At 70.4% G+C, this 19,768-nt stretch carries 15 protein-coding genes and 2 tRNA genes; 13 read left to right on the forward strand and 4 right to left on the reverse strand.

Annotation, left to right across the window (positions count from 1 at the left end):
* Positions 1-73: 73 nt before the first annotated feature.
* The 7 genes from ACZ7MG_RS35725 (at position 74) to ACZ7MG_RS35755 (ending at position 7,919) form a co-directional block, all read left to right on the forward strand.
* Entirely contained in the window at positions 74-553 is a 480-nt protein-coding gene (locus ACZ7MG_RS35725; RefSeq protein ID WP_471389717.1) for a TIGR02611 family protein, read from the forward strand.
* A 78-nt stretch (positions 554-631) separates the two neighbouring features.
* Positions 632-703, forward strand: a tRNA-Val gene (locus tag ACZ7MG_RS35730).
* Between the two features lie 538 nt (positions 704-1,241).
* Entirely contained in the window at positions 1,242-2,531 is a 1,290-nt protein-coding gene (locus ACZ7MG_RS35735) for an ABC transporter substrate-binding protein (protein WP_471389720.1), read from the forward strand.
* A complete protein-coding gene (locus tag ACZ7MG_RS35740; protein WP_471389723.1) occupies positions 2,531-3,529 on the forward strand; it encodes a carbohydrate ABC transporter permease in 999 nt (332 codons plus the stop codon). The genes ACZ7MG_RS35735 and ACZ7MG_RS35740 overlap by 1 nt, the downstream gene beginning before the upstream one ends.
* On the forward strand, positions 3,529-4,428 hold the full coding sequence (locus tag ACZ7MG_RS35745; RefSeq protein WP_471389726.1) for a carbohydrate ABC transporter permease: 900 nt from the start codon (positions 3,529-3,531) through the stop codon (positions 4,426-4,428). Before ACZ7MG_RS35740 ends, ACZ7MG_RS35745 begins: the two co-directional genes overlap by 1 nt.
* A gap of 12 nt (positions 4,429-4,440) precedes the next feature.
* Entirely contained in the window at positions 4,441-5,061 is a 621-nt protein-coding gene (locus ACZ7MG_RS35750; protein WP_471389729.1) for a hypothetical protein, read from the forward strand.
* A 110-nt stretch (positions 5,062-5,171) separates the two neighbouring features.
* Entirely contained in the window at positions 5,172-7,919 is a 2,748-nt protein-coding gene (locus ACZ7MG_RS35755; protein WP_471389731.1) for an exo-rhamnogalacturonan lyase family protein, read from the forward strand.
* Between the two features lie 109 nt (positions 7,920-8,028).
* On the opposite strand, the gene ACZ7MG_RS35760 is transcribed toward ACZ7MG_RS35755, so the two are convergent.
* Positions 8,029-10,647 carry an SCO7613 C-terminal domain-containing membrane protein gene (locus ACZ7MG_RS35760; RefSeq protein ID WP_471389734.1) on the reverse strand — a complete coding sequence of 873 codons (2,619 nt, stop codon included), beginning with the start codon at positions 10,645-10,647 and terminating at the stop codon, positions 8,029-8,031.
* 104 nt (positions 10,648-10,751) lie between these two features.
* Here ACZ7MG_RS35760 and ACZ7MG_RS35765 point away from each other — a divergent pair, with 104 nt between their 5' ends.
* Positions 10,752-11,210, forward strand: coding sequence for an SRPBCC family protein (locus tag ACZ7MG_RS35765; protein WP_471389737.1), 459 nt, complete (start codon positions 10,752-10,754; stop codon positions 11,208-11,210).
* 39 nt (positions 11,211-11,249) lie between these two features.
* Positions 11,250-11,321: transfer RNA gene (locus ACZ7MG_RS35770), tRNA-Val, on the forward strand.
* Between the two features lie 73 nt (positions 11,322-11,394).
* Here ACZ7MG_RS35770 and ACZ7MG_RS35775 read toward each other — a convergent pair.
* A complete protein-coding gene (locus tag ACZ7MG_RS35775; RefSeq protein ID WP_471389740.1) occupies positions 11,395-12,120 on the reverse strand; it encodes an exonuclease domain-containing protein in 726 nt (241 codons plus the stop codon).
* 168 nt (positions 12,121-12,288) lie between these two features.
* Here ACZ7MG_RS35775 and ACZ7MG_RS35780 point away from each other — a divergent pair, with 168 nt between their 5' ends.
* From ACZ7MG_RS35780 to thrS, 3 genes are all read left to right on the forward strand, one after another.
* Entirely contained in the window at positions 12,289-12,855 is a 567-nt protein-coding gene (locus ACZ7MG_RS35780) for a DUF4365 domain-containing protein (protein WP_471389743.1), read from the forward strand.
* Positions 12,852-14,282, forward strand: a complete 1,431-nt coding sequence (locus tag ACZ7MG_RS35785; RefSeq protein ID WP_471389746.1) for a hypothetical protein — start codon at positions 12,852-12,854, stop codon at positions 14,280-14,282. The genes ACZ7MG_RS35780 and ACZ7MG_RS35785 overlap by 4 nt, the downstream gene beginning before the upstream one ends.
* 107 nt (positions 14,283-14,389) lie before the next feature.
* Positions 14,390-16,366, forward strand: coding sequence for a threonine--tRNA ligase (gene thrS, locus ACZ7MG_RS35790; RefSeq protein ID WP_471389749.1), 1,977 nt, complete (start codon positions 14,390-14,392; stop codon positions 16,364-16,366).
* Between the two features lie 28 nt (positions 16,367-16,394).
* Here the strand turns inward: thrS and ACZ7MG_RS35795 are convergent, their stop codons facing one another.
* Positions 16,395-17,051, reverse strand: a complete 657-nt coding sequence (locus ACZ7MG_RS35795; RefSeq protein WP_471389752.1) for a potassium channel family protein — start codon at positions 17,049-17,051, stop codon at positions 16,395-16,397.
* 67 nt (positions 17,052-17,118) lie between these two features.
* Between ACZ7MG_RS35795 and ACZ7MG_RS35800 the strand changes: the two genes are divergently transcribed.
* A complete protein-coding gene (locus ACZ7MG_RS35800) occupies positions 17,119-17,679 on the forward strand; it encodes an HIT family protein (RefSeq protein WP_471389755.1) in 561 nt (186 codons plus the stop codon).
* 265 nt (positions 17,680-17,944) lie between these two features.
* On the opposite strand, the gene ACZ7MG_RS35805 is transcribed toward ACZ7MG_RS35800, so the two are convergent.
* Positions 17,945-19,618 carry a hypothetical protein gene (locus ACZ7MG_RS35805; RefSeq protein ID WP_471389758.1) on the reverse strand — a complete coding sequence of 558 codons (1,674 nt, stop codon included), beginning with the start codon at positions 19,616-19,618 and terminating at the stop codon, positions 17,945-17,947.
* Positions 19,619-19,768: the final 150 nt, after the last annotated feature.

A 19,768-nucleotide genomic window follows, 5' to 3' on the forward strand; every position in this document is an offset into this window, starting at 1 on the left:
CATCCGGCCGAGACCGTCTTCTGTGGGTACGACCATTCCGGTGACCGGTTTCTCTCCGGTAGGGTTTGGCCGTATGGACACGGGGAGTTACGGAACGGGGGAGGTCGCCGTGGCGACCGACGGAACGAAGAGTGACACAAACGTAGCGAACAGTGAGGCCGATGTGGCCAAGAACGAAGCGCCGCTCGGATCTCGTGCGCCGGAATTCGTCAGAGCCCGGCGGATGCTGCACCTCAGCTGGCAGGTGGCGATCTTCATCGTCGGCCTCGCGGTGGTGATAGCGGGTGTGATCATGCTGCCACTGCCGGGCCCCGGCTGGCTCGTGATCTTCGGCGGCATGGCGATCTGGGCGACCGAATTCGTCTGGGCCCAGCTGGTGCTCCGCTGGACCAAGCGGAAGGTCACCGAGGCCACCGAGCGCGCCCTGGACCCCAAGGTCCGGCGGCGCAACATCATTCTGACGACGATCGGCCTGGTGATCGTGGCCGTTCTCGTCGGTGTCTATGTCTGGAAGTTCGGCCTCGAGATGCCCTGGAACATCAAGGACCAGTGATCACGGGCGGGCCGGTGCGGGGCTGCGGAACGTGGTCGGAGGCATCCCCTGACATGGGGTAATGTTCTTCCTGCGTCCGGGCGATTAGCTCAGTGGGAGAGCGCTTCGTTCACACCGAAGAGGTCACTGGTTCGAACCCAGTATCGCCCACCGGATGATGGCGACCCGGTCCACGGAAACGTGGGCCGGGTCGCTTTTCGTTGCGGTCCGGCATGGGTTTCCGGGGCGCCGGAAGGGTCGTACGGCTCCCGATGGGCCGCGATTCGGCACGGGTTGGCCGACGGCCGTCAGTGGCTGTGTCGATGCTTCCGGAATCCGTCGTTTTTTGGCCGGATCCGGTGCTTCGGCGCCCGCGGTCGGGGGCCGCGTCCGGTTGGTCCGCCGTGCTTCGGGGATGGTTCGGCGAGCGGTGCCGGGGTCGCCCCACTGACTCCTTTCAGTCTCGTCCGTTCGTCGTCCACCGGCCCCTGTGACGTTCGACCCGTCGATCGCAACTCCCCTACCTGGGCTTTCAGTTGAGCTGCCGTCACCTGCGGTGCCGTCGCGCCCGGCCTGGCGGCCGCTGCGCTTTCCATCAATTCCTGTCCGAATCATTGACGTCTCCTGAGGGGCTCCGTACCTTGTGCCAGCAAGCGCTTACTTGAAACGATTCATGGCGCGGGACTCGGCGTCGCGGGGAGGCTCAACCATGCAGCAAAACAGGAACGTTGAGAGGCGGACGGTCCTCAAGGCGGCGGGAGCCTCACTGGCCGTCGCGGGGCTGGGGGCGACGGCCACGGCGTGTGGCGGGGGCAGTGGCGCGGGAGACGGGACGGTGACGATCCGTTACGCCTGGTGGGGCGCCGAGGACCGCGCGCAGCGCATCAAGAAGTCCATCGCGCTTTTCGAGAAGAAGTACCCGAAGATCAAGGTGAAGACCGACTTCCAGGTCTATCCCGACTTCTGGAAGAAGTTCAACACCCAGGCCTCCGGTGGAAATCCGCCGGATGTGTTCCAGAATGCCATCGGTTTCCTGCGGAAATATGACGCGAAGAATGTGCTGCTCGATCTGAGCCCCCAGGTCGAGGCGGGCAACCTCTCCATGGACGGCTTCAGAGCCGGACTGGAGAAGTTCGGCGAGGTCGACGGAAAACTGCTCGGCGTCCCGGTCGGCTCGAACTCGATGGCCCTGGTCATCGACAAGCCCGTCTACACCAAGTCCGGCGTGAAGCCGGAGCAGGGCTGGACCTGGGACGACTTCGACGCGGCGATGAAGAAGATCCGGGAGAAGGCGGGCCGGGCCGGTGACAGCGGCATGTACGGCGTCATGTACCTCTACGACCTCTATCTGCGCCAGAACGGCAAGGCGTTCTTCACCGAGGACGGGCTCGGCTTCACCGAGGCCGACCTGAAGGCCTGGTGGACGAAGGCCGAGAAGGGCCTGGAGGAGGGCATCTTCGCCGACCCCAAGAAGGTCGCCCAGACCAAGCCCAAGTCGGCGGTCGCCGCGGAACTCGCCGCCGGTGAGTTCACCTGGGACAACTTCACCGTCCGCTACACCTCCGAGGGCAAGAGCGAGTACGGGCTGGCGCCCATCCCGACCACCGACGGCAAGAAGACCGGGCAGTACCTCGGTTCCCTCATGCTCAGCGCGTCCAAGCGCACCCAGCACCCCAAGGAAGTCGCACAGTTCATCGACTTCATGGTGCACGATCCCGAGGTCGCCAAGATCATGGGCTATGACCGCGGAGTGCCCGCGACGCAGGCCCAGTACGACGCGTTCCAGCCGACCGACCCGGTCAACAAGGCCATCGCCGAGTACGAGGAGTCCCTCGTGGCGGCGGGCGTCCTGGAACCCATCACCCCGCATCCGAACGGCGCGGACATCTGCGAGGCGGCATTCATGCGCATCGCCGAGGAGCTCGCCCTGGGCAAGCGGTCGGTCGACGACGCCGTCAAGCAGTTCTTCACCGAGTCGAAGACGGCTCTCGGCAGCTGATGGGAACCGCCGTGACACACGCCCCTGCGATGGAGGACCTGACCAAGGACTCCGAGCCGCGGCACCGTCCGGCCAAGCCTCCGCGCCCCGCCGCACTCAAGCGGCGGGGCCGCCGGGAGACACTGGCCGGCTACCTCTTCATGTCCCCCTGGATCGCCGGGTTCCTGCTGCTGACAGCGGGCCCGATGGTCGCGTCGCTCTACTTCGCCTTCACCGACTACAACCTGTTCGACGCGCCGAAGTGGATCGGCCTCGACAACTTCTCCGAGATGTTCGCCGATCCGCGCTGGCAGAACTCGGTGAAGGTGACGCTCTGGTACGTCGTCGTCGGTACGCCGATCAAGCTGCTCGCCGCCCTCGGTGTGGCGCTGCTGCTGGCCCAGAAGCGGCGCGGGCAGGCCTTCTACCGGGCCGCCTTCTACGCTCCGTCGCTGATCGGGGCGAGCGTCTCCATCGCGATCGTGTGGAAGGCGATCTTCTCGGACGACGCCATCGTCGACCGTACGCAGCAGCTCTTCGGGATCGACGTCGGCGGCTGGACCGGTGACCCGGACCTGATCATCTACAGCCTGGTGGCGCTCACCGTCTGGCAGTTCGGCGCCCCGATGGTGATCTTCCTCGCCGGTCTCAAGCAGGTCCCGCGCGAGCTGTACGAGGCGGCCGAGGTCGACGGGGCGGGCACGCTCCGGCGGTTCTGGAACATCACCCTGCCGATGATCTCCCCGGTCCTCTTCTTCAACGTCCTGCTGGAGACGATCCACTCCTTCCAGATCTTCAGCTCGGCGTACATCGTCGGTGGCGGCGCCGGCGGCAGCGCCTGCGGTCCGGCCGACGGCTCGATGGTCTACACCTGTTATCTGTACGTCCAGGGCTTCGAGAACAGCCGGATGGGCCTGGCCTCCGCCATGGCCTGGGTGCTGCTCGTCGGGGTCGCCCTGGTGACGGCGGTTCTGTTCTGGTCCCAGAAGCGCTGGGTGCACTACGAGGAGGGCGCCTGATGAGCGCACAGGCCACCGAGATCGCCCCGGCACCGGCCCCGTCCGGTGGGTCGGGTGCCCTCCGGCGCAAGCTGCCCGGCTCGCTCGCCTGGCACCTCGGGTCGTTGCTCATCCTCGCGGTGATCCTCTACCCGGTGATCTGGGTGATCGGCGGCTCCTTCAAGGACAGCGACGACATCATCGGCAGCCTGGACCTGCTCCCGAGCGACCCGATCATCACCAACTACACCCGGCTCTCCGACGGCATCGCCGACATCCCGATCTCCACGTTCTTCCTCAACTCGCTCACGCTCGCGCTCGGTTCGGTGGTCGGGATCCTGGTGTCCTGCTCGCTGACGGCGTACGCCTTCGCGAAGATCAGGTTCGCCGGGCGCAATCTGCTCTTCACGCTGATGATCGGCACGCTCCTGCTGCCGTACCACGTGCTGCTGATCCCGCAGTACGTGCTGTTCCGCAACATGGACCTGATCAACACCTACACCCCGCTGCTGCTGCCGAAGTACCTGGCCACGGAGGCGTTCTTCGTCTTCCTGATGGTGCAGTTCATGCGGAACCTGCCCAAGGAGCTCGACGAGGCGGCCCGGCTCGACGGCTGCGGGCACTTCCGGATCTACTGGTCGATCGTGCTGCCGCTGTGCCGGCCCGCGCTCATCACCAGCGCGATCTTCACCTTCATCAACGCCTGGAACGACTTCATGGGCCCGCTGATCTATCTGAACGAGCCCGACAAGTACACGGTCTCGCTCGGGCTGAAGATGTTCGTGGACCAGGACGCCGTGGCCAACTACGGCGGCATGATCGCGATGTCCCTGGTGGCACTGCTGCCGGTGCTCGCCTTCTTCCTCGCCTTCCAGCGCTATCTGATCGACGGTATGGCCACCTCGGGTCTGAAGGGCTGAGGTGAGCTGACCATGGCCCTGGCCCGCACCCGTACCCGCGCCCCCGCGAAGTCCGCCGCACCCCGTGAGGAGTCCCTGCTCGCCCAGCGGTTCGCGCTGTTCGCCGAGTGTCTGCTCACCGGGGTGTGGATCGCGCTGGCCTCGCTGCCGCTGGTGACGTACCCCGCCGCGTTCGCCGCCGGCGCCCGGCATCTGAGGCGCCGTACCGCCCATGAGGGCGGCGGATGGCGGGAGTTCGTGGCCGACTTCCGGGCGGCGGTGCGCGGCGGCTGGCTCGTCGGGCTCGCCGGATGGGCGGCCTGCGCGGTGGTCTGGGTGGACGTCCTGGCCGTACGCGCCGGCATCCCGGGCGGGCCGCTGGTCGGCGCGATCGGGGTGCTCGCGCTGATCGGTGCCGTCGTCGCCGGGCTGCGCGCGGCGGCGGTGTGGCGGCCCGGCACCACCTGGCGGGCCCTGCTCGGCGCGGCCGGGCGGCGGACCGTGCTCGACCCTGCCGGATCCTTTCTGCTCGTCGGCGGGCTGGCCGTGGTGGCCTGTTCCGCCTGGTTCGTCGCGCCGCTGGCGGTCCCGGTCCTCGGGGCCGTCGCGGCGGCGGCCCTCGCCGTGGAGGAGCGGCACCGGCGCCGCCGCTGACCCGCGGCGGTGCCCCGTACCCGGGTCGGCGTCTCCGGAGGCGCCGCACCTCTCTCTGTCATGCCCCTGACTACCCGCACGCAGGACTTCCCGTTCGGAAAGGAAAGGCCATGTCCCCCATCGACCGCAGGTCCCTTCTCAAGGCGGCCGCCGTCGCCGGAGCCGCCACGCAGATGAGCTGGGCGCTAGGGAGTTCGCACGCGCAGGCCGCGCCCAGAGCCGAGACGGCCGAGGCCGAGCCGGTGACCCTGGACTGGCTGGAGGACGGCGGACTCGGCGCCGCACCCGGTTCGACAGTCGGCGTGCCCTGGCCGAAGGGCGCGTACGAAAAAGAACAGTCGTTTTCCTTGACTGACGCGGACGGCAAGGCCGTGGCCGTGCAGTCCTGGCCGATCGGCTACTGGCCCGACGGCTCCGTGAAGTGGACCGCGCACGCGGTGGGCGCGGGCGCCGGCGCAGGCAAGCTCACCCTCGCCGCGGGCACGCCGGCCGCGCCGGAGAAGAAGGTCACCGTCGACAAGAGCGGCGGCACCATCGACGTGTCGACCGGTGTCATCACCGTCAAGATCGGCAAGTCCGGCTCCACGCTCGTGAAGTCCGTGCTGCGCGGCTCCACCGAGATCGCTCAGAAGGGCCATCTGGTGCTGCTGCGCCAGCCCGAGATCGAGGACGGCGACCAGGGCACGGAGAAGACCCAGCGCTACGAGAGCCTCATCGACAAGGTCGAGGTCGAGCAGGAGGGCCCGGTGCGTGCCGTGGTCCGCATCGACGGCAAGCACCGCAAGGGAAGCCACAGCTGGCTGCCCTTCTCGATCCGCCTCTACTTCTACGCGGGCGCCGAGTCGTTCCGCATGGTGCACACCATCACCTTCGACGGCAACCAGGAGCCCGGAAAGGCCGGCGGTGACTTCGTCCGCGGCATCGGCGTCCGCTTCGAGGTGCCGATGCGCGACGCCGCGTACGACCGGCACATCCGGATCGGCGGCGAGGGAACGGGCCTGCTGCGGGAGGCCGTGAAGGGCATCACCGGGCTGCGGCGCGACCCGGGCGCGGCCGTGCGCACCGCCCAGTTCGAGGGCAAGAAGCTGCCCGACCCCTCCACCTGGGACCAGCGGGTCACCACCCGACTCCAGTACATCCCCGAGTGGGGCGACTACACGCTCTCGCAGCTCTCCGCCGACGGCTTCGGGGTCCGCAAGCGCACCAAGAAGGGCCACGGCTGGATCCCGGCCGGCGGCGGCCGACGCGCGAGCGGCTTCGGCTACGTCGGCGGCGCGTCCGGCGGGTTCGCGTTCGGGCTGCGGGACTTCTGGGAGAAGTTCCCCGCCCAGCTCGACATCCGCGACGCCCACACCGACACCGCCGAGGTCACCCTCTGGCTCTGGTCGCCCGAGGCGCAGCCCATGGACCTGCGCTTCTACCACGACGGCATGGGCCAGGACACCTACCCCGAGCAGCTCGAAGGCCTCAACATCACCTACGAGGACTACGAGCCCGAGTTCGGCACCCCCTACGGCATCGCCCGCACCAGCGAACTCCTCTTCTGGGCCCACGAGTCCACGCCCGGCGCCGAGGCCATGGCCCAGCAGGTCGAGGCCGTCCGCACACCCCCGCAGCTCGCCACCCCGCCCAAGCAGCTCATCAAGGCGGGCGTCTTCGGCCAGCTCTTCTCCGAACCGGACCGCTCCACCGCCCCCAAGGCCAAGATCGAGGACCACCTCGACTTCCTCTTCACCTACTACAAGGACCAGGTGGAGATGCGCCGGTGGTACGGCTTCTGGGACTACGGCGACATCATGCACAGCTACGACCCCAGCCGCCACCAGTGGTGCTACGACGTCGGCGGCTACGCCTGGGACAACTCCGAACTCTCGCCCGACCTGTGGCTCTGGTTCGCGTACATGCGCTCCGGTCGCGCGGACATCTTCCGCTTCGCCGAGGCCATGACCCGCCACACCGGCGAGGTCGACGTGTACCACCTCGGCAAGTGGGCCGGCCTCGGCACCCGGCACGGCGTCCAGCACTACGCCGACAGCGCCAAGCAGCAGCGGATCGCCAACACCACGTACCGCCGCTACTACTACTTCCTCACCGCCGACGAACGCGTCGGCGACCTCATGCACGCCAACGTCGACTCCGACGAGACGTTCCTCGTCCTCGATCCAATCCGCAAGATCCGCACCGAGCCGTACACCCCCGACCGCAACGCGCTGTCGATCGGGTTCGGCACCGACTGGTCGGGCCTGGTGTCGGCGTGGCTGACCGAGTGGGAGCGGCGCGGCCCCAAGTGGGAGAAGGCCAAGGCACGGGTGCTGTCGACCATGGAGACAATCGCCGCCCAGCCCAACGGCTTCGTCCAGGGCAACGGGCTGTACGACCTGGACACCGGGAAGTTCGCCGTCGCCGACAAGCCCGTGGTCGGGGTCTCGCACCTGTCGGCCATGTTCGGGCTGGTCGAGATGTGCGCGGAACTCCTCGACCAGATCGAGATGCCCAAGTTCAAGGAGGCCTGGCTCGACTACTGCCGCTACTTCAACGCGACCAAGGCCGAGCAGACCGCCCGCTACGGCTCCAACTTCGGGACCCTGCTGCTCTTCCAGGGCCACTCGCGGCAGGACGCGTACGCGGCGGTCCAACTGGGCGACGACAAGCTGGCGGCCCGTGCGTGGCGGCAGTTCTACAACAGCGCCGACCCCTGGGACTACAAGGAGTCGACCGACTGGTCCACGAAGAAGATCGAGGGGCCGACGGCGCTCGTACCGGGCAGTGAGGCGGCGTGGGTGTCGACCAACGCGACGGCGCTGTACGGGCTGGCGGCGATCCAGAACCTGGCGCTGGTGGGCGACAAGATGCCGTGACGCTCCGCTGGGGGCGCCGGGGGGTTCGGGGTGCCTGGGGTGGGTGGGGAACTGCGGGCCCGGTGGGGCTTCTCGCGCAGTTCCCCGCGCCCCTGACGGGGCGCGCGCCTCAGGTCAGCTTTCCGAGGAGGTTCCGTACTCGGCGTGCGTCGCGCAGGCGTTGTTCGTAGGTGGCGCCTGCCGCGAGGAGGGCCAGGCCTGCGAGGGCCGGGGGCGCCCAACGGGGGAGGGCGTCCACGACCTGGGCTATGTAGGGCGCCAGTTCGTGCAGGGTGACCAGGGTGAGGGTGGTGCCGCCGAGGAGGAGGGGGGACTGGAGGCGGTGGTGGGCGCCGAGGAGGGTGACGGCCAGGGCGGCGGTGCCCAGCAGCAGGGGGCGCAGCCAGTGGGTGTCGCCCCAGGCCGCGACGAGGCTCGGGACGAGGGTGACGGCGAGTCCCGGGCCGTACGCCGTCCAGGACGAGGCCGCCGGGTCCCGGCGCCGGCGCAGTCGGCCGACGATCAGGGCCGGGACGGTCACCGGCAGCGTGTACGCCTCCGGTGAGCCGACCTCCCAGACCGCCAGCCGTACCCAGGAGGCCAGGACGAAGAGCGCGGCGGCCACGTAGCCGAGGTTCCGGCGGTCCGGTCGTACGGCCGTACCCGCGACGATCACTCCGCAGAGCGCCAGGGTCAGAGCCAGCAGCGGTGGGTGGGTGGCGGAGAGGGCGATGGCCAGGAGGCCTGCCGCGGCTCCGGTCGCCTCGACCGGAATGGTCATGGGCGAGTCGTCGAGGCGGGCCGCGAGCAGCGCGGCGACGGTCGGGACGGTGAGGACGAGCAGGGCCGTGTGCTGCGGCTCCCAGCCGGCGGAGGCGCCGATCGCGCAGGTCAGGGCGGTGACGTGGACGAGGGCGGCGGGCGCGGTGAGAGCGCCGAGGTCCGTGCGCCGGAGCCATGCGGCCGTGGCGAACAGGGTGGTCGAGGTGGCAAGGACCGTGAGGGTCGCCGCTTCGGTGGCGAGGGAGGCCAGGGCCAGGCTCAGGGAGGTGATCAGGGCCAGGACGGTGGCGGCGAGGGGGAGGGGCGACCGGAGGCGCGCGGGGATCGCCGACCGGAGCGGCTCGGCGGACACCGGCTCGGTCGGCTCGGCGGACACCGGCTCGGTCGGCTCGGCGGACACCGGCTCGGTCGGCTCGGCGGACACCGGCTCGGTCGGCTGGGGGGACGCGGGGTCGGTCGGCTGGGGGGATTCGGGCTCCGCCGAGCGTGCGGTTCCCGCGAAGACCAGCAGGGCCACGATCAGCAGACCGTCCACCACCAGACCGGCCGCGTACGGGAGTTCGAGGACCGCCGGGAGGACCAGGGCCGTCGCCCAGGCGAGGACGAGGGCGCCGACCCGGGCCGGGGTGCGCCAGGGCGTGGTGCCTGCGGCCACGGTGCGCGCGGACAGGGCCAGCACCCCGGCGACGACGGCGAGCACAAGAGGCACGGCCGCCGTGTCCGGGGGCCAGGGCGCGTCGAGGGTCACCGCCGCTCGGGCGTCCGCCGGCGCACCCGACCAGACGCGCTCCAGCAGGCCGACCGGGCCCAGCAGCGCGATGGCCACCACCGGCAGCGCGGTGACCAGGGCGAGAACCTGGACGACGGCGGAGGCGCGGAGGAGACCGCGCCGTACGGGCTCGGGGGCGTGTGCCCGTACGGCTGTCAACAGGGCCAGCCCGCAGAGGAGATAGCCGGGAACCGTCCACCCCTCGGGCAGGGCCGCGCGGGCGATGCCGCCGAGGCCGGTCACCGCGAGGAGCCCGCCGGTGAGGGCGGTGCCGAGGGCCAGGGCCGGCTTCGGCGTGAGCCGGGCGGCCGTCAGGGCGGTCGCTGCCGCGAGGGCGAGGAGCGCCGCCGCACGGGCGGCGGCGCCCGGGCCGACGGCGCCCGGGCCGACGGCGGCCCACGAGAGCCACCCGGCCGCCAGTACACCCGAGGCACCCCAGCCGAACGCGCCCACCATGGCGACGATCCGTACCGGCTTCAGGGGCCCTCGGAGCGCGATCGCGGTGTCGGCCGCCGCTGTCACCAGCAGTGCGGCCGTGACCGTCTCCACGCTCGCGTTCGTCGCGAACGACCAGAGAAGGAGGGGGAGTTGAGCGGCAACCAGGGCGAGGGGGAGGGGCAGGGCGAGAGTGAGGGTGGTGCGGGGGAGTGTCGAGTCGGTGTCCGCCGGCTCGGGCGCCGGTGCGCGGAGGCCCCGGCCGTACGCCGCCCATGTCACCGCGAGCACCGCCGTCGCGACCGCCGCGTACCCCGTGCCGTCCGCCCCGGCGAACGCCACCTCGTGCAGGGCGTACGCGTCCAGGACCGTCAGCGCGAGGGCGAGACCGGCCACCGCCTCGGCGGTCGAGCGCAGACCCCGGCGCAGGAGCGGCACGGGAGCGCCGAGCGCGGCCACGGTGACCGCGCCGAGCACCAGGGCCCGGCCGGCGATACCCATATGTCCCCAGCTGACCAGCGTGAACGCGATCGCCGCGACGGTCAGCAGCACGCCCCCGAGGACTAGCAGCACGTTCTGGACGCCGGGTGCCGACGCCTCGGGACGGCGCGCGGCTGGTGCGACGGGCGCGGGCCGCGCCGCGTACAGCGCGTTGACCAGCCAGGCGCGCCGGGTCAGCAGGACGGCGCGGCGGGCGTCGAGGTGCCGCAGTTCGGCGTCGAGGACCCGCAACTCCTCGGCAGGGGACGGAAAATGCGTCATGCGTCGGAGTGTGGTCCCGGTCACGCCGCACGACATGAGCGCGCATACTCAGAGGACGTACTCAGATCCCGCGCGAAACCGCCCCGTGCGGGCAGAATCCGCCCATGGACTGGTGTCACTACCGCTTCCGAAGCCACTGGAACCTGCCCGCGCCGCCCGCCGCCGTGTACGACGTGCTCCGGCGGGCCGACGACTACCCGCGCTGGTGGCCGCAGGTCCGCGAGGTGACCCGGATCGACGACCTCACCGGCACCGTCCGGATCCGCTCCCTCCTGCCGTACGACCTCACCTTCACCGCGCGGGAGGTACGGCGTGACCAGGCCGCCGGGGTCCTGGAGATCGGGATGACCGGCGACCTGGACGGCTGGGCCCGCTGGACGGTCACCGCCGACGGGACCGGCACCCTCGCCCGCTACGACCAGGAGGTCGACGTCACCAAGCCCCTGATGCGACGGCTCGCCGTACCGGGGCGGCCCGTGTTCCGCGCCAACCACGCGCTGATGATGCGCGCGGGACGACGCGGACTCCTCACGTACCTCACGGCCCGGGGACAAGCGGTTTGAACCAGACCCGCCGGGGCCTGTATTGTTCAGTCCGTTCCCGGGCGATTAGCTCAGTGGGAGAGCGCTTCGTTCACACCGAAGAGGTCACTGGTTCGAACCCAGTATCGCCCACCGGGTAAAGGCCGGTCCGCATCGAGCGGACCGGCTTTTTTCATGCCCCGTGACGGTCTTCGGCTGACGGCGCTCAGGCCGCCGCCGGCAGGTCCGGGCGCAGCGGCCACGCCGGGTCGACCGCTTCCTCCGTGCCGCTGCGGGCGAACCAGGCCTGGAGGCCGCGGGCCTGGGCCGCGTGCCAGACGGCCTGGAGCGTGTGCAGTTCGGCGGGGGACAGGCGCGCGAGCCGGGGCGCGAAACGGCGCCCGACCGCGCGCACCACGTCCATCGCGGCCTGCGCGTCGGCACCCGCGTCGTGCGCGCCCTCCAGGACGACCTCGTAGTGCGCGCACAGATCGGTGAGCGTGCGCCGGCCCTTGCGGTAGCGGTCCAGATGCTTGTCCAGGACCCGCGGATCGAGCACCCGCAACGGCGTCGTCTCGAACCAGCGGTCCAGCGACGAGGCGCGATGCCGCCGCAACTCACGGTCCAGCATGGTCAGATCGAACGGCGCGTTCATCACGACCAGCGGACGGCCGCGCACCGCCTGCTCGGCCAGCGCCCTGGCTATCTCCTCCATCACCGGCGCCGGCCACCGGCCGTCGCGCTGCAACCGCTCGTCCGTCAGCCCGTGCACCGCCGTCGCCCCGGCGGGCACCGGCACGCCCGGGTTCACCAGCCACCGGGTCACCCGGGGGCGGGTCCCGGGCGCGTCCTGGACGACGACGGCGGCCGACACGATCCGGTCGGTCTCGACGTCCACACCCGTGGTCTCCGTGTCGAACGCCGCCAAGGGCCCCTCGTACCAACACGTCATGTGTCCACAACTCCTCGTTCACCCACGGCAGCTGACGTCCCGTCTTCTGCCTGTTTGGTGATACCCGGGCTGTTTGCGCCGTACGCCGGAAGGAGACAACAGAAGTACGGGTCCGTGCAGTTCAGAGGCCCGGCACGGGGAAACACCAGTAGGGGAAGGCTGTTGGTCATGGCCATAGCGCAGCCCGAGCGGGGCGGGCTGCTGCCCGAGCACGCGGCACCGCTCCGCGGCTCCCTCGCCACCACCGCCTGCATGGAGACCCTGCAGGTGGGCTATCTGCACGCCGTGGCAGCCGCGGCCGGCTGCTCGCTCTCCCAGCCCTTTCCGGACAACGGCATCGACTGGCACGTCAGCCACGGCTCGCCCGGCCACACCGTCGACGACGAAGTCACCATCAAGGTGCAGCTCAAGGCCACCTACCAGCTCCCGCCCAGCCCACCGGGCCGGTCCTTCTCCTTCACCCTGGACAACCAGCACCTCGCGAAGCTCGCCCGCACCCCCGTCTCGGTGCACAAGATCCTGGTCGTGATGATCGTCCCCAGATCGCAGGAGCAGTGGCTGCGCGCCGGCCACGACCGGCTCGACCTGCGGCACTGCTGCTACTGGATCAACCTCGCCGGACACCCGATCACCGGTAGGCGCCGCACCACCGTGCGCATACCGACCTCGCGCATCTTCGACGACCGAGCGCTCTGCGAGATCATGACGCGGGTCGGAACGGGAGGCAGACCGTGACCCACGGCCCCATCGACGACGACGGCACCGGCCCGCGCCCCCACGGCGAGGGACCCGGCCGACGCCCCTACGACGACGCCTCCGGCCGGCGCCCGCACCGCGCCGACCCGCCCGGCCGCCGCCCCCGCGCCGAGGACGCGCCGACGGGCCGTCCCCGCGGCGAGGGCGCGCGGACGAGCCGTCCCCACGAGGAGGACCCGTCCGTACGCCGTCCCATCGGCGAACCCGTACGTCCCGTGCGGGCCCACCCCGTCGAGCCCACCTGGACCCAGCCGCCCGACCCCGCCCAGGTCGACCCGGCCGTCCTCGGCGCCCTGCTGCGCCGGCACGGCTGGCAGCGGCGCGGCGGAGCCGCCGGACGGTACGGCCGCTGGACCCCACCGGGACCGGCCGGGCGGGGCATGAGCCTGCTCGTGCCCGAGAACCGGGCCTTCCCCGACAGCGACGACCTGCTCGGCGAAGCCCTCACCGCGCTGTCCCGCAGCGGTTCGCCCGCCGCACGGGACGTACTGGTCGCCCTCGCCGTGCCCAGCGACGAGATCCACTGGTGGCGGGACGTGCCGACCGGCCCGCTGGGCACCGCCTCCTGGGTCGTCGAGGACCAACTGCGCTCCGCCGCCCGCCAGATGCTCCTCGCGGCGGCGCTGGCCACCCGCGCCCGCGCCGGCTACTACGGCGCCCGGCACCGCCGGCCCGCCGCGGCCTCCCTCGACGGCGTCCTCGTCGGCGCCGCCCCCGGCGGCCGCAGCCTCACCGCCTTCGTCCCCGTGGCCACCGGCCGCCCCCTCGCCTTACGCCTGCACCAGGCCCTGTACGCCACCCGCGAGGCCATCGACTACCAGCGCGCCACCGGCGGCATGGACGCCTTCGACGGCGCCGTCGAGGCCGGGGTCAGCCATGAACTGACCGAGGCCCTCGTCGCCCTGGTCCGCGGCACCGAGGGCGCCCGCGTCGCCGTCGACTGGGCACCCGCCGCCGGGATCCCCGAAGGCGGGGCGCCACCGGCCGAGCCCGTCGAGTTCTCCCCGGGCGACCTGCCTGTGCTGCGCGAGGCCGGGGCCCGCTATCTGCGCGAGGAACCCGCCATGCCGGTGCGGATCACCGGGGCCGTGGTGCGGATGCGCCGGTCGGGGGCGCGCGGCGAGGGCACGGTACGGCTGCGGGTCATCGCCGGCGTCGAGGTCCCGCACGTCCGGATGACCCTGGACGAGGAGGCGTACCGGATCGCGGGGCAGGCCCATCTCGTCGGTCTGCCGGTCCGGGTGCACGGGAGGCTGGAGAGCCGGGGCGGTTTCCGCAGGCTCACCGGCGCCGACGGGGTCGCGCCCGTGCAGGTCGACGAGGCCGAGCGGGACCGGCTGATGAAGTCGCTCCAGGAGACCGCGGAGATCACGGCGTTCTTCGAGGAGGCCTGCGGAGGGGACTGACGGCCGCTGTCCTTAACCGTTTCGCAGAGGGCGCCCTTGGCTCGGTACGATTCGGGGACCACATACGAAAAATTTCGTATGTGGTCCCCTTCAGTCAGGAGAGACCGGTGTCCGACGTCCGTGTGATCATCCAACGCGATTCCGAGCGGGACGAGCGCGTGGTGACGACGGGCACTACGGCCGCCGACCTCTTCGCCGGTGAACGGACCGTCGTCGCGGCCCGCGTGGCCGGTGAGCTGAAGGACCTCGCGTACGAGGTGAAGGACGGCGAGACCGTCGAGGCCGTGGAGATCTCCTCCGAGGACGGCCTCAACATCCTCCGCCACTCCACCGCGCACGTCATGGCCCAGGCCGTGCAGGAGCTGTTCCCCGAGGCGAAGCTGGGGATCGGGCCGCCGGTCCGCGACGGCTTCTACTACGACTTCGACGTCGAGAAGCCGTTCACGCCCGAGGACCTCAAGGCCGTCGAGAAGAAGATGCAGGAGATCCAGAAGCGCGGCCAGCGCTTCTCGCGCCGCGTCGTCACCGACGAGGCCGCCCGCGAGGAACTGGCGAACGAGCCGTACAAGCTGGAGCTGATCGGCCTCAAGGGCTCGGCCTCCTCCGACGACGGCGCGGACGTCGAGGTCGGCGCCGGCGAGCTGACGATCTACGACAACCTGGACGCCAAGACCGGTGACCTGTGCTGGAAGGACCTCTGCCGCGGTCCCCACCTGCCGACCACCCGCAACATCCCGGCGTTCAAGCTGATGCGCAACGCCGCCGCGTACTGGCGCGGCAGCGAGAAGAACCCGATGCTCCAGCGCATCTACGGCACCGCCTGGCCCTCCAAGGAGGAGCTGAAGGCGCACCTCGACTTCCTCGCCGAGGCCGAGAAGCGCGACCACCGCAAGCTGGGCAACGAACTCGACCTGTTCTCCATCCCCGACGAGATCGGCTCCGGCCTCGCCGTCTTCCACCCCAAGGGCGGCATCATCCGCCGGGTCATGGAGGACTACTCGCGCCGCCGGCACGAGGAGGAGGGCTACGAGTTCGTCTACACCCCGCACGCCACGAAGGGGAAGCTCTTCGAGGTCTCGGGCCACCTGGACTGGTACGCCGACGGCATGTACCCGCCCATGCAGCTCGACGAGGGCGTGGACTACTACCTCAAGCCCATGAACTGCCCGATGCACAACCTGATCTTCGACGCGCGCGGTCGCTCGTACCGTGAACTGCCCTTGCGTTTGTTTGAGTTCGGCACTGTGTACCGGTACGAGAAGTCCGGCGTCGTGCACGGCCTCACCCGTGCCCGGGGCTTCACCCAGGACGACGCGCACATCTACTGCACCCGCGAGCAGATGGCGGACGAGCTGGACAAGACGCTCACGTTCGTCCTGAACCTGCTGCGCGACTACGGGCTCACGGACTTCTATCTGGAGCTGTCCACCAAGGACCCGGAGAAGTTCGTCGGCTCGGACGAGGCGTGGGAGGAGGCCACCGAGACGCTCCGACAGGTCGCCGAGAAGCAGGGCCTCCCGCTGGTCCCGGACCCGGGCGGCGCCGCGTTCTACGGCCCGAAGATCTCTGTTCAGGCGCGCGATGCGATCGGTCGCACCTGGCAGATGTCCACGGTCCAGCTCGACTTCAACCTGCCCGAGCGCTTCGACCTGGAGTACACCGGTCCGGACGGCTCCAAGCAGCGTCCGGTCATGATCCACCGCGCGCTGTTCGGCTCGATCGAGCGGTTCTTCGCGGTGCTCCTGGAGCACTACGCGGGGGCGTTCCCGGCGTGGCTGGCGCCCGTCCAGGCGGTCGGCATCCCGATCGGCGACGCGCACGTGGAGTATCTGCAGAAGTTCGCGGCCGAGGCGAAGAAGAAGGGCCTGCGCGTCGACGTCGACGCCTCCTCCGACCGTATGCAGAAGAAGATCCGCAACGCCCAGAAGGCCAAGGTGCCCTTCATGGTCATCGCGGGCGACGAGGACATGGCGGCCGGTGCCGTCTCCTTCCGCTACCGCGACGGCTCCCAGGAGAACGGCATCCCCGTCGAGGAGGCCATCGCCAAGATCGCGAAGGTCGTGGAGGACCGCGTCCAGATCTGAGAAGCACGGTGTGGGAGGCCCCCGGGGTTCAGTTCCCCGGGGGCCTCTCTTCGTCCTCCCGCGCGAAGACATGGAGCAGCCACGTGCCGAACGACCCCGTGACCGTGCCGAGCAGGGCGAGGCCGCAGGCCATCAGGAACACGGCGATGGAGCGGCCCATCGGGGTCACGGGAGTGACGTCCCCGTAGCCGACCGTCGCGAGCGTGGCGCAGGTCCACCACACGGAGTCGCCGAAGGTCAGGATCGTCGCGTCCGGTGCGTCGTGTTCCTGCTGGTAGACCGCGAGGGCGCCGGTGAAGCCGAGCAGGGTCACCGACAGGCCCGCGTAGACGGCCACGCGCGCGTGCAGGGAGAGCCGGGGCCGGTCGTGGTGACGTTGCACGGCGTCGTGCATCTGGACGATCCGCAGCGGTCGCAGCAGCGGCAGGAGAAGCACCAGGGTGTCCAGCCAGTGGACGCGGACGAAGCTCGGGCCCAGCCCGCTCAGCCGCCAGCGCGCCGCGTAGTCGACGGCGAAGACCGCCCAGCACAGCAGGGTCACCGCGAGACAGAGATCGAGCCAGCCCCGGGAGAGGTCGTGGGCCAGCACCCGTACCGCGTACGAGGTGAGGAAGAGGGCCGACGCCCCGGCGAGGACGCGTCCGTTGCGCTGCTCCCAGCGGAGCGCGCGGCTGTCGTGGTCCATCGCCTCAGCTTGGCCCCGCCCGTCCCGCCCCGGCACCCGGCGACACGCCGCGAACGGGCGAAGCCATATGCTGCACTGCATGACGAGTGAGCCGGAGCAGCAGATCGGAGTGGGAACGCAGGACGCGTTCCAGCGCCTGTGGACGCCCCACCGGATGGCGTACATCCAGGGTGAGAACAAGCCGACCGGCCCCGGGGCCGACGACGGCTGTCCGTTCTGCTCGATCCCGGCGAAATCGGACGAGGACGGCCTGGTCATCAGGCGCGGGGAGCATGTGTACGCGGTGCTCAACCTCTACCCGTACAACGGCGGCCACCTCATGGTCGTGCCCTACCGGCACGTCGCCGACTACACGGACCTCACCGGGGCGGAGACCGCCGAGCTGGCCGAGCTGACCAAGCAGTCCATGACCGCGCTGCGCACCGCGTCCGGTGCGCACGGTTTCAATATCGGCATGAACCAGGGCACGGTCGCGGGGGCCGGTATCGCGGCCCACCTCCACCAGCACATCGTGCCCCGCTGGGGCGGCGACACCAACTTCATGCCGGTCGTCGGCCACACCCGCATCCTCCCGCAGCTCCTGGCCGACACGAGGAAGATGCTCGCGGAGGCGTGGCCCACCGTGTGACTGCCGGGTCAGGTAGTTGTTCGTCTGCGGGGTGCGTGGGGCTTCTCGCGCAGTTCCCCGCGCCCCTAAAAGACCAGGCCCCTGCGGGCCTGAAAGACCAGCCCTCCGCGGCCTGAAAGGCGACCGGGGGCGGGGCCTGAAAAGCAAAGGGGCGCAGCCCCGGCTTTTCAGGGGCGCGGGGAACTGCGCGAGAAGCCCCACCGGGCCCGCACCCGAAATCGGCGCCCCACCCCCACGCACCCCCCGGCCAAGGCCGGCGCAGCGCTCACGCGTCGTAGAGGTCAGCCTTCCGCGGCGAAGCGTCCTGTACCGCCCCGCTGAGGAACCCGGCCCGGGTCCCGAACTTCTCGGTGTCGACGCCGTTCTCCTTGAGCACCTTGATCGCGGCGTTGTGCACCACGCGGAGCACGGGCGTGGCGGCGCGCAGCGCGTCGTCGGCCATGAAGCGGTGCCGCCACGGCTGGTCGGCCCAGGCGTGCCGCAGTCCGAACGGCTCGGGCAGGCCGATGGAGCCGCCGAGCCAGTTGAGCAGCGGCGGGTACCAGGTCAGCGGGGCGCGCGCGGTGAGCCGTACGACCTCGTCGGTGTCGACGAGGGGGAGCTTGATCTTGCGGGTCTCCCAGAACCGCAGCGACTTCTGGACTTCCTTCTCCTTGGCCGCCGGTCCGGTGGTGAACAGGCCGTGCACCGGGCCCAGGGCGTGCCCGGTCACCTCGATGCGGAGCGTCTGGTGCAGCACGGTGACCGTGACCAGCATGGTGATGATCAACTGGCCGTCCCAGAGCGTCCACTGCACGCCCAGGTAGTGCCGGTTGCCGCTGCCGAAATGCTGCTTGTTGCAGATCTCCTGTATGGCGTGGTTCTTGTACTGGTACGCGTCCACGTCGGTGCTGTCGGGCCGGGCGACCGCGCCGGCGCCCTCGCCGATGGGGCTGACGATCCAGTGCTTGATCGAAGGCGCCGTGAAACCACCGGTGTTGAGGGGAGTGCGCTCCAGCATGCGCAGCTGGTCGTGGATGGCGCGTATGACGTCCCAGCTGCGGAACGGGTGGATCTCCTTGCCGGAGTCGGCCGGCAGGAGGTCCTCGGCGAGCTGCCAGGCACCCCAGCGGGTGCCCATGCCGAGGATGCCCTTGGGGCCGGCGTAGAAGACGAGGTTGGAGCGCTGCTCGGCGCTGAGCCGGGCCAGTTCCTTGCGCAGCTGCTCGGCCTTGGTCTCGCCGGGGCTGCCGGGCACGGCCTCGGGGATCTTGGCGCCGATGCCGCCGCCGGCCAGCAGCCCCGACCAGCGGTCCCGCAGGTCCTTGGCGGCGCGCTCGCAGATCTGCTTGGCCCAGAACCAGCCGACCACGGGCAGCACGACGCACGCACGCGCGTACCAGGCCCAGAAGCCGTCGAACGGCATCTTCAACAGGAAGATCACGGCGAGCGCGCCCACGGCGACCAGCAGGGTGGTGCCGAGGGCACCGGCCCGTTTGTCGTCACGCTTGGCGATCGTCGTACGGATCTGGAAGACCAGCAGCCACAGCAGCAGTCCGGGCAGGAAGAGCAGACCGCACAGGACCATCACCGCCGACAGCCGGTTGTCGCGGTCCCGGCGGATGTTGTTCGCCGCGAGGCAGTGCTCGACGACGACCTGGGGCTCCATGCCGAAGGACTGGATGAGCGGTTTGCGGCCCGCGCCGACCATGCGGTCCCGGACCGCGTTGGAGAACGCCTCCCCGAGATTCGGCCGGAAGATGGTGGCCCACTTGCGGCCCGGTTTGACCGAGGACTTGTGCCAGTCGTTGTTGGCCTTGAGGATCTCCGCGATCTCGTTGTCCCGGTAGGCCGCGGACGCCAGGGCGTACGTCGCCGCGGTCTGGCCCGCGGTGCCCGTCAGCGGCACCTGTGCCCCGGGAGTGAAATCGAATTCGTCCGCCACCGCCGCCGCCCCCATCGCCGCACACTCGCTCCTGCGGCTCTTCCCGACTTCCGTGCTCCGCACACCTGTTGATCAGGTCATAACCCGATCCGGTCCTGATCGAGCCATACTTGTCGATCAGGTGATCAGCGTATCCGCAGCCACGGACATCGCGCGGCGCGAAGA

This window comes from Streptomyces sp. NPDC107538, from assembly GCF_055657445.1.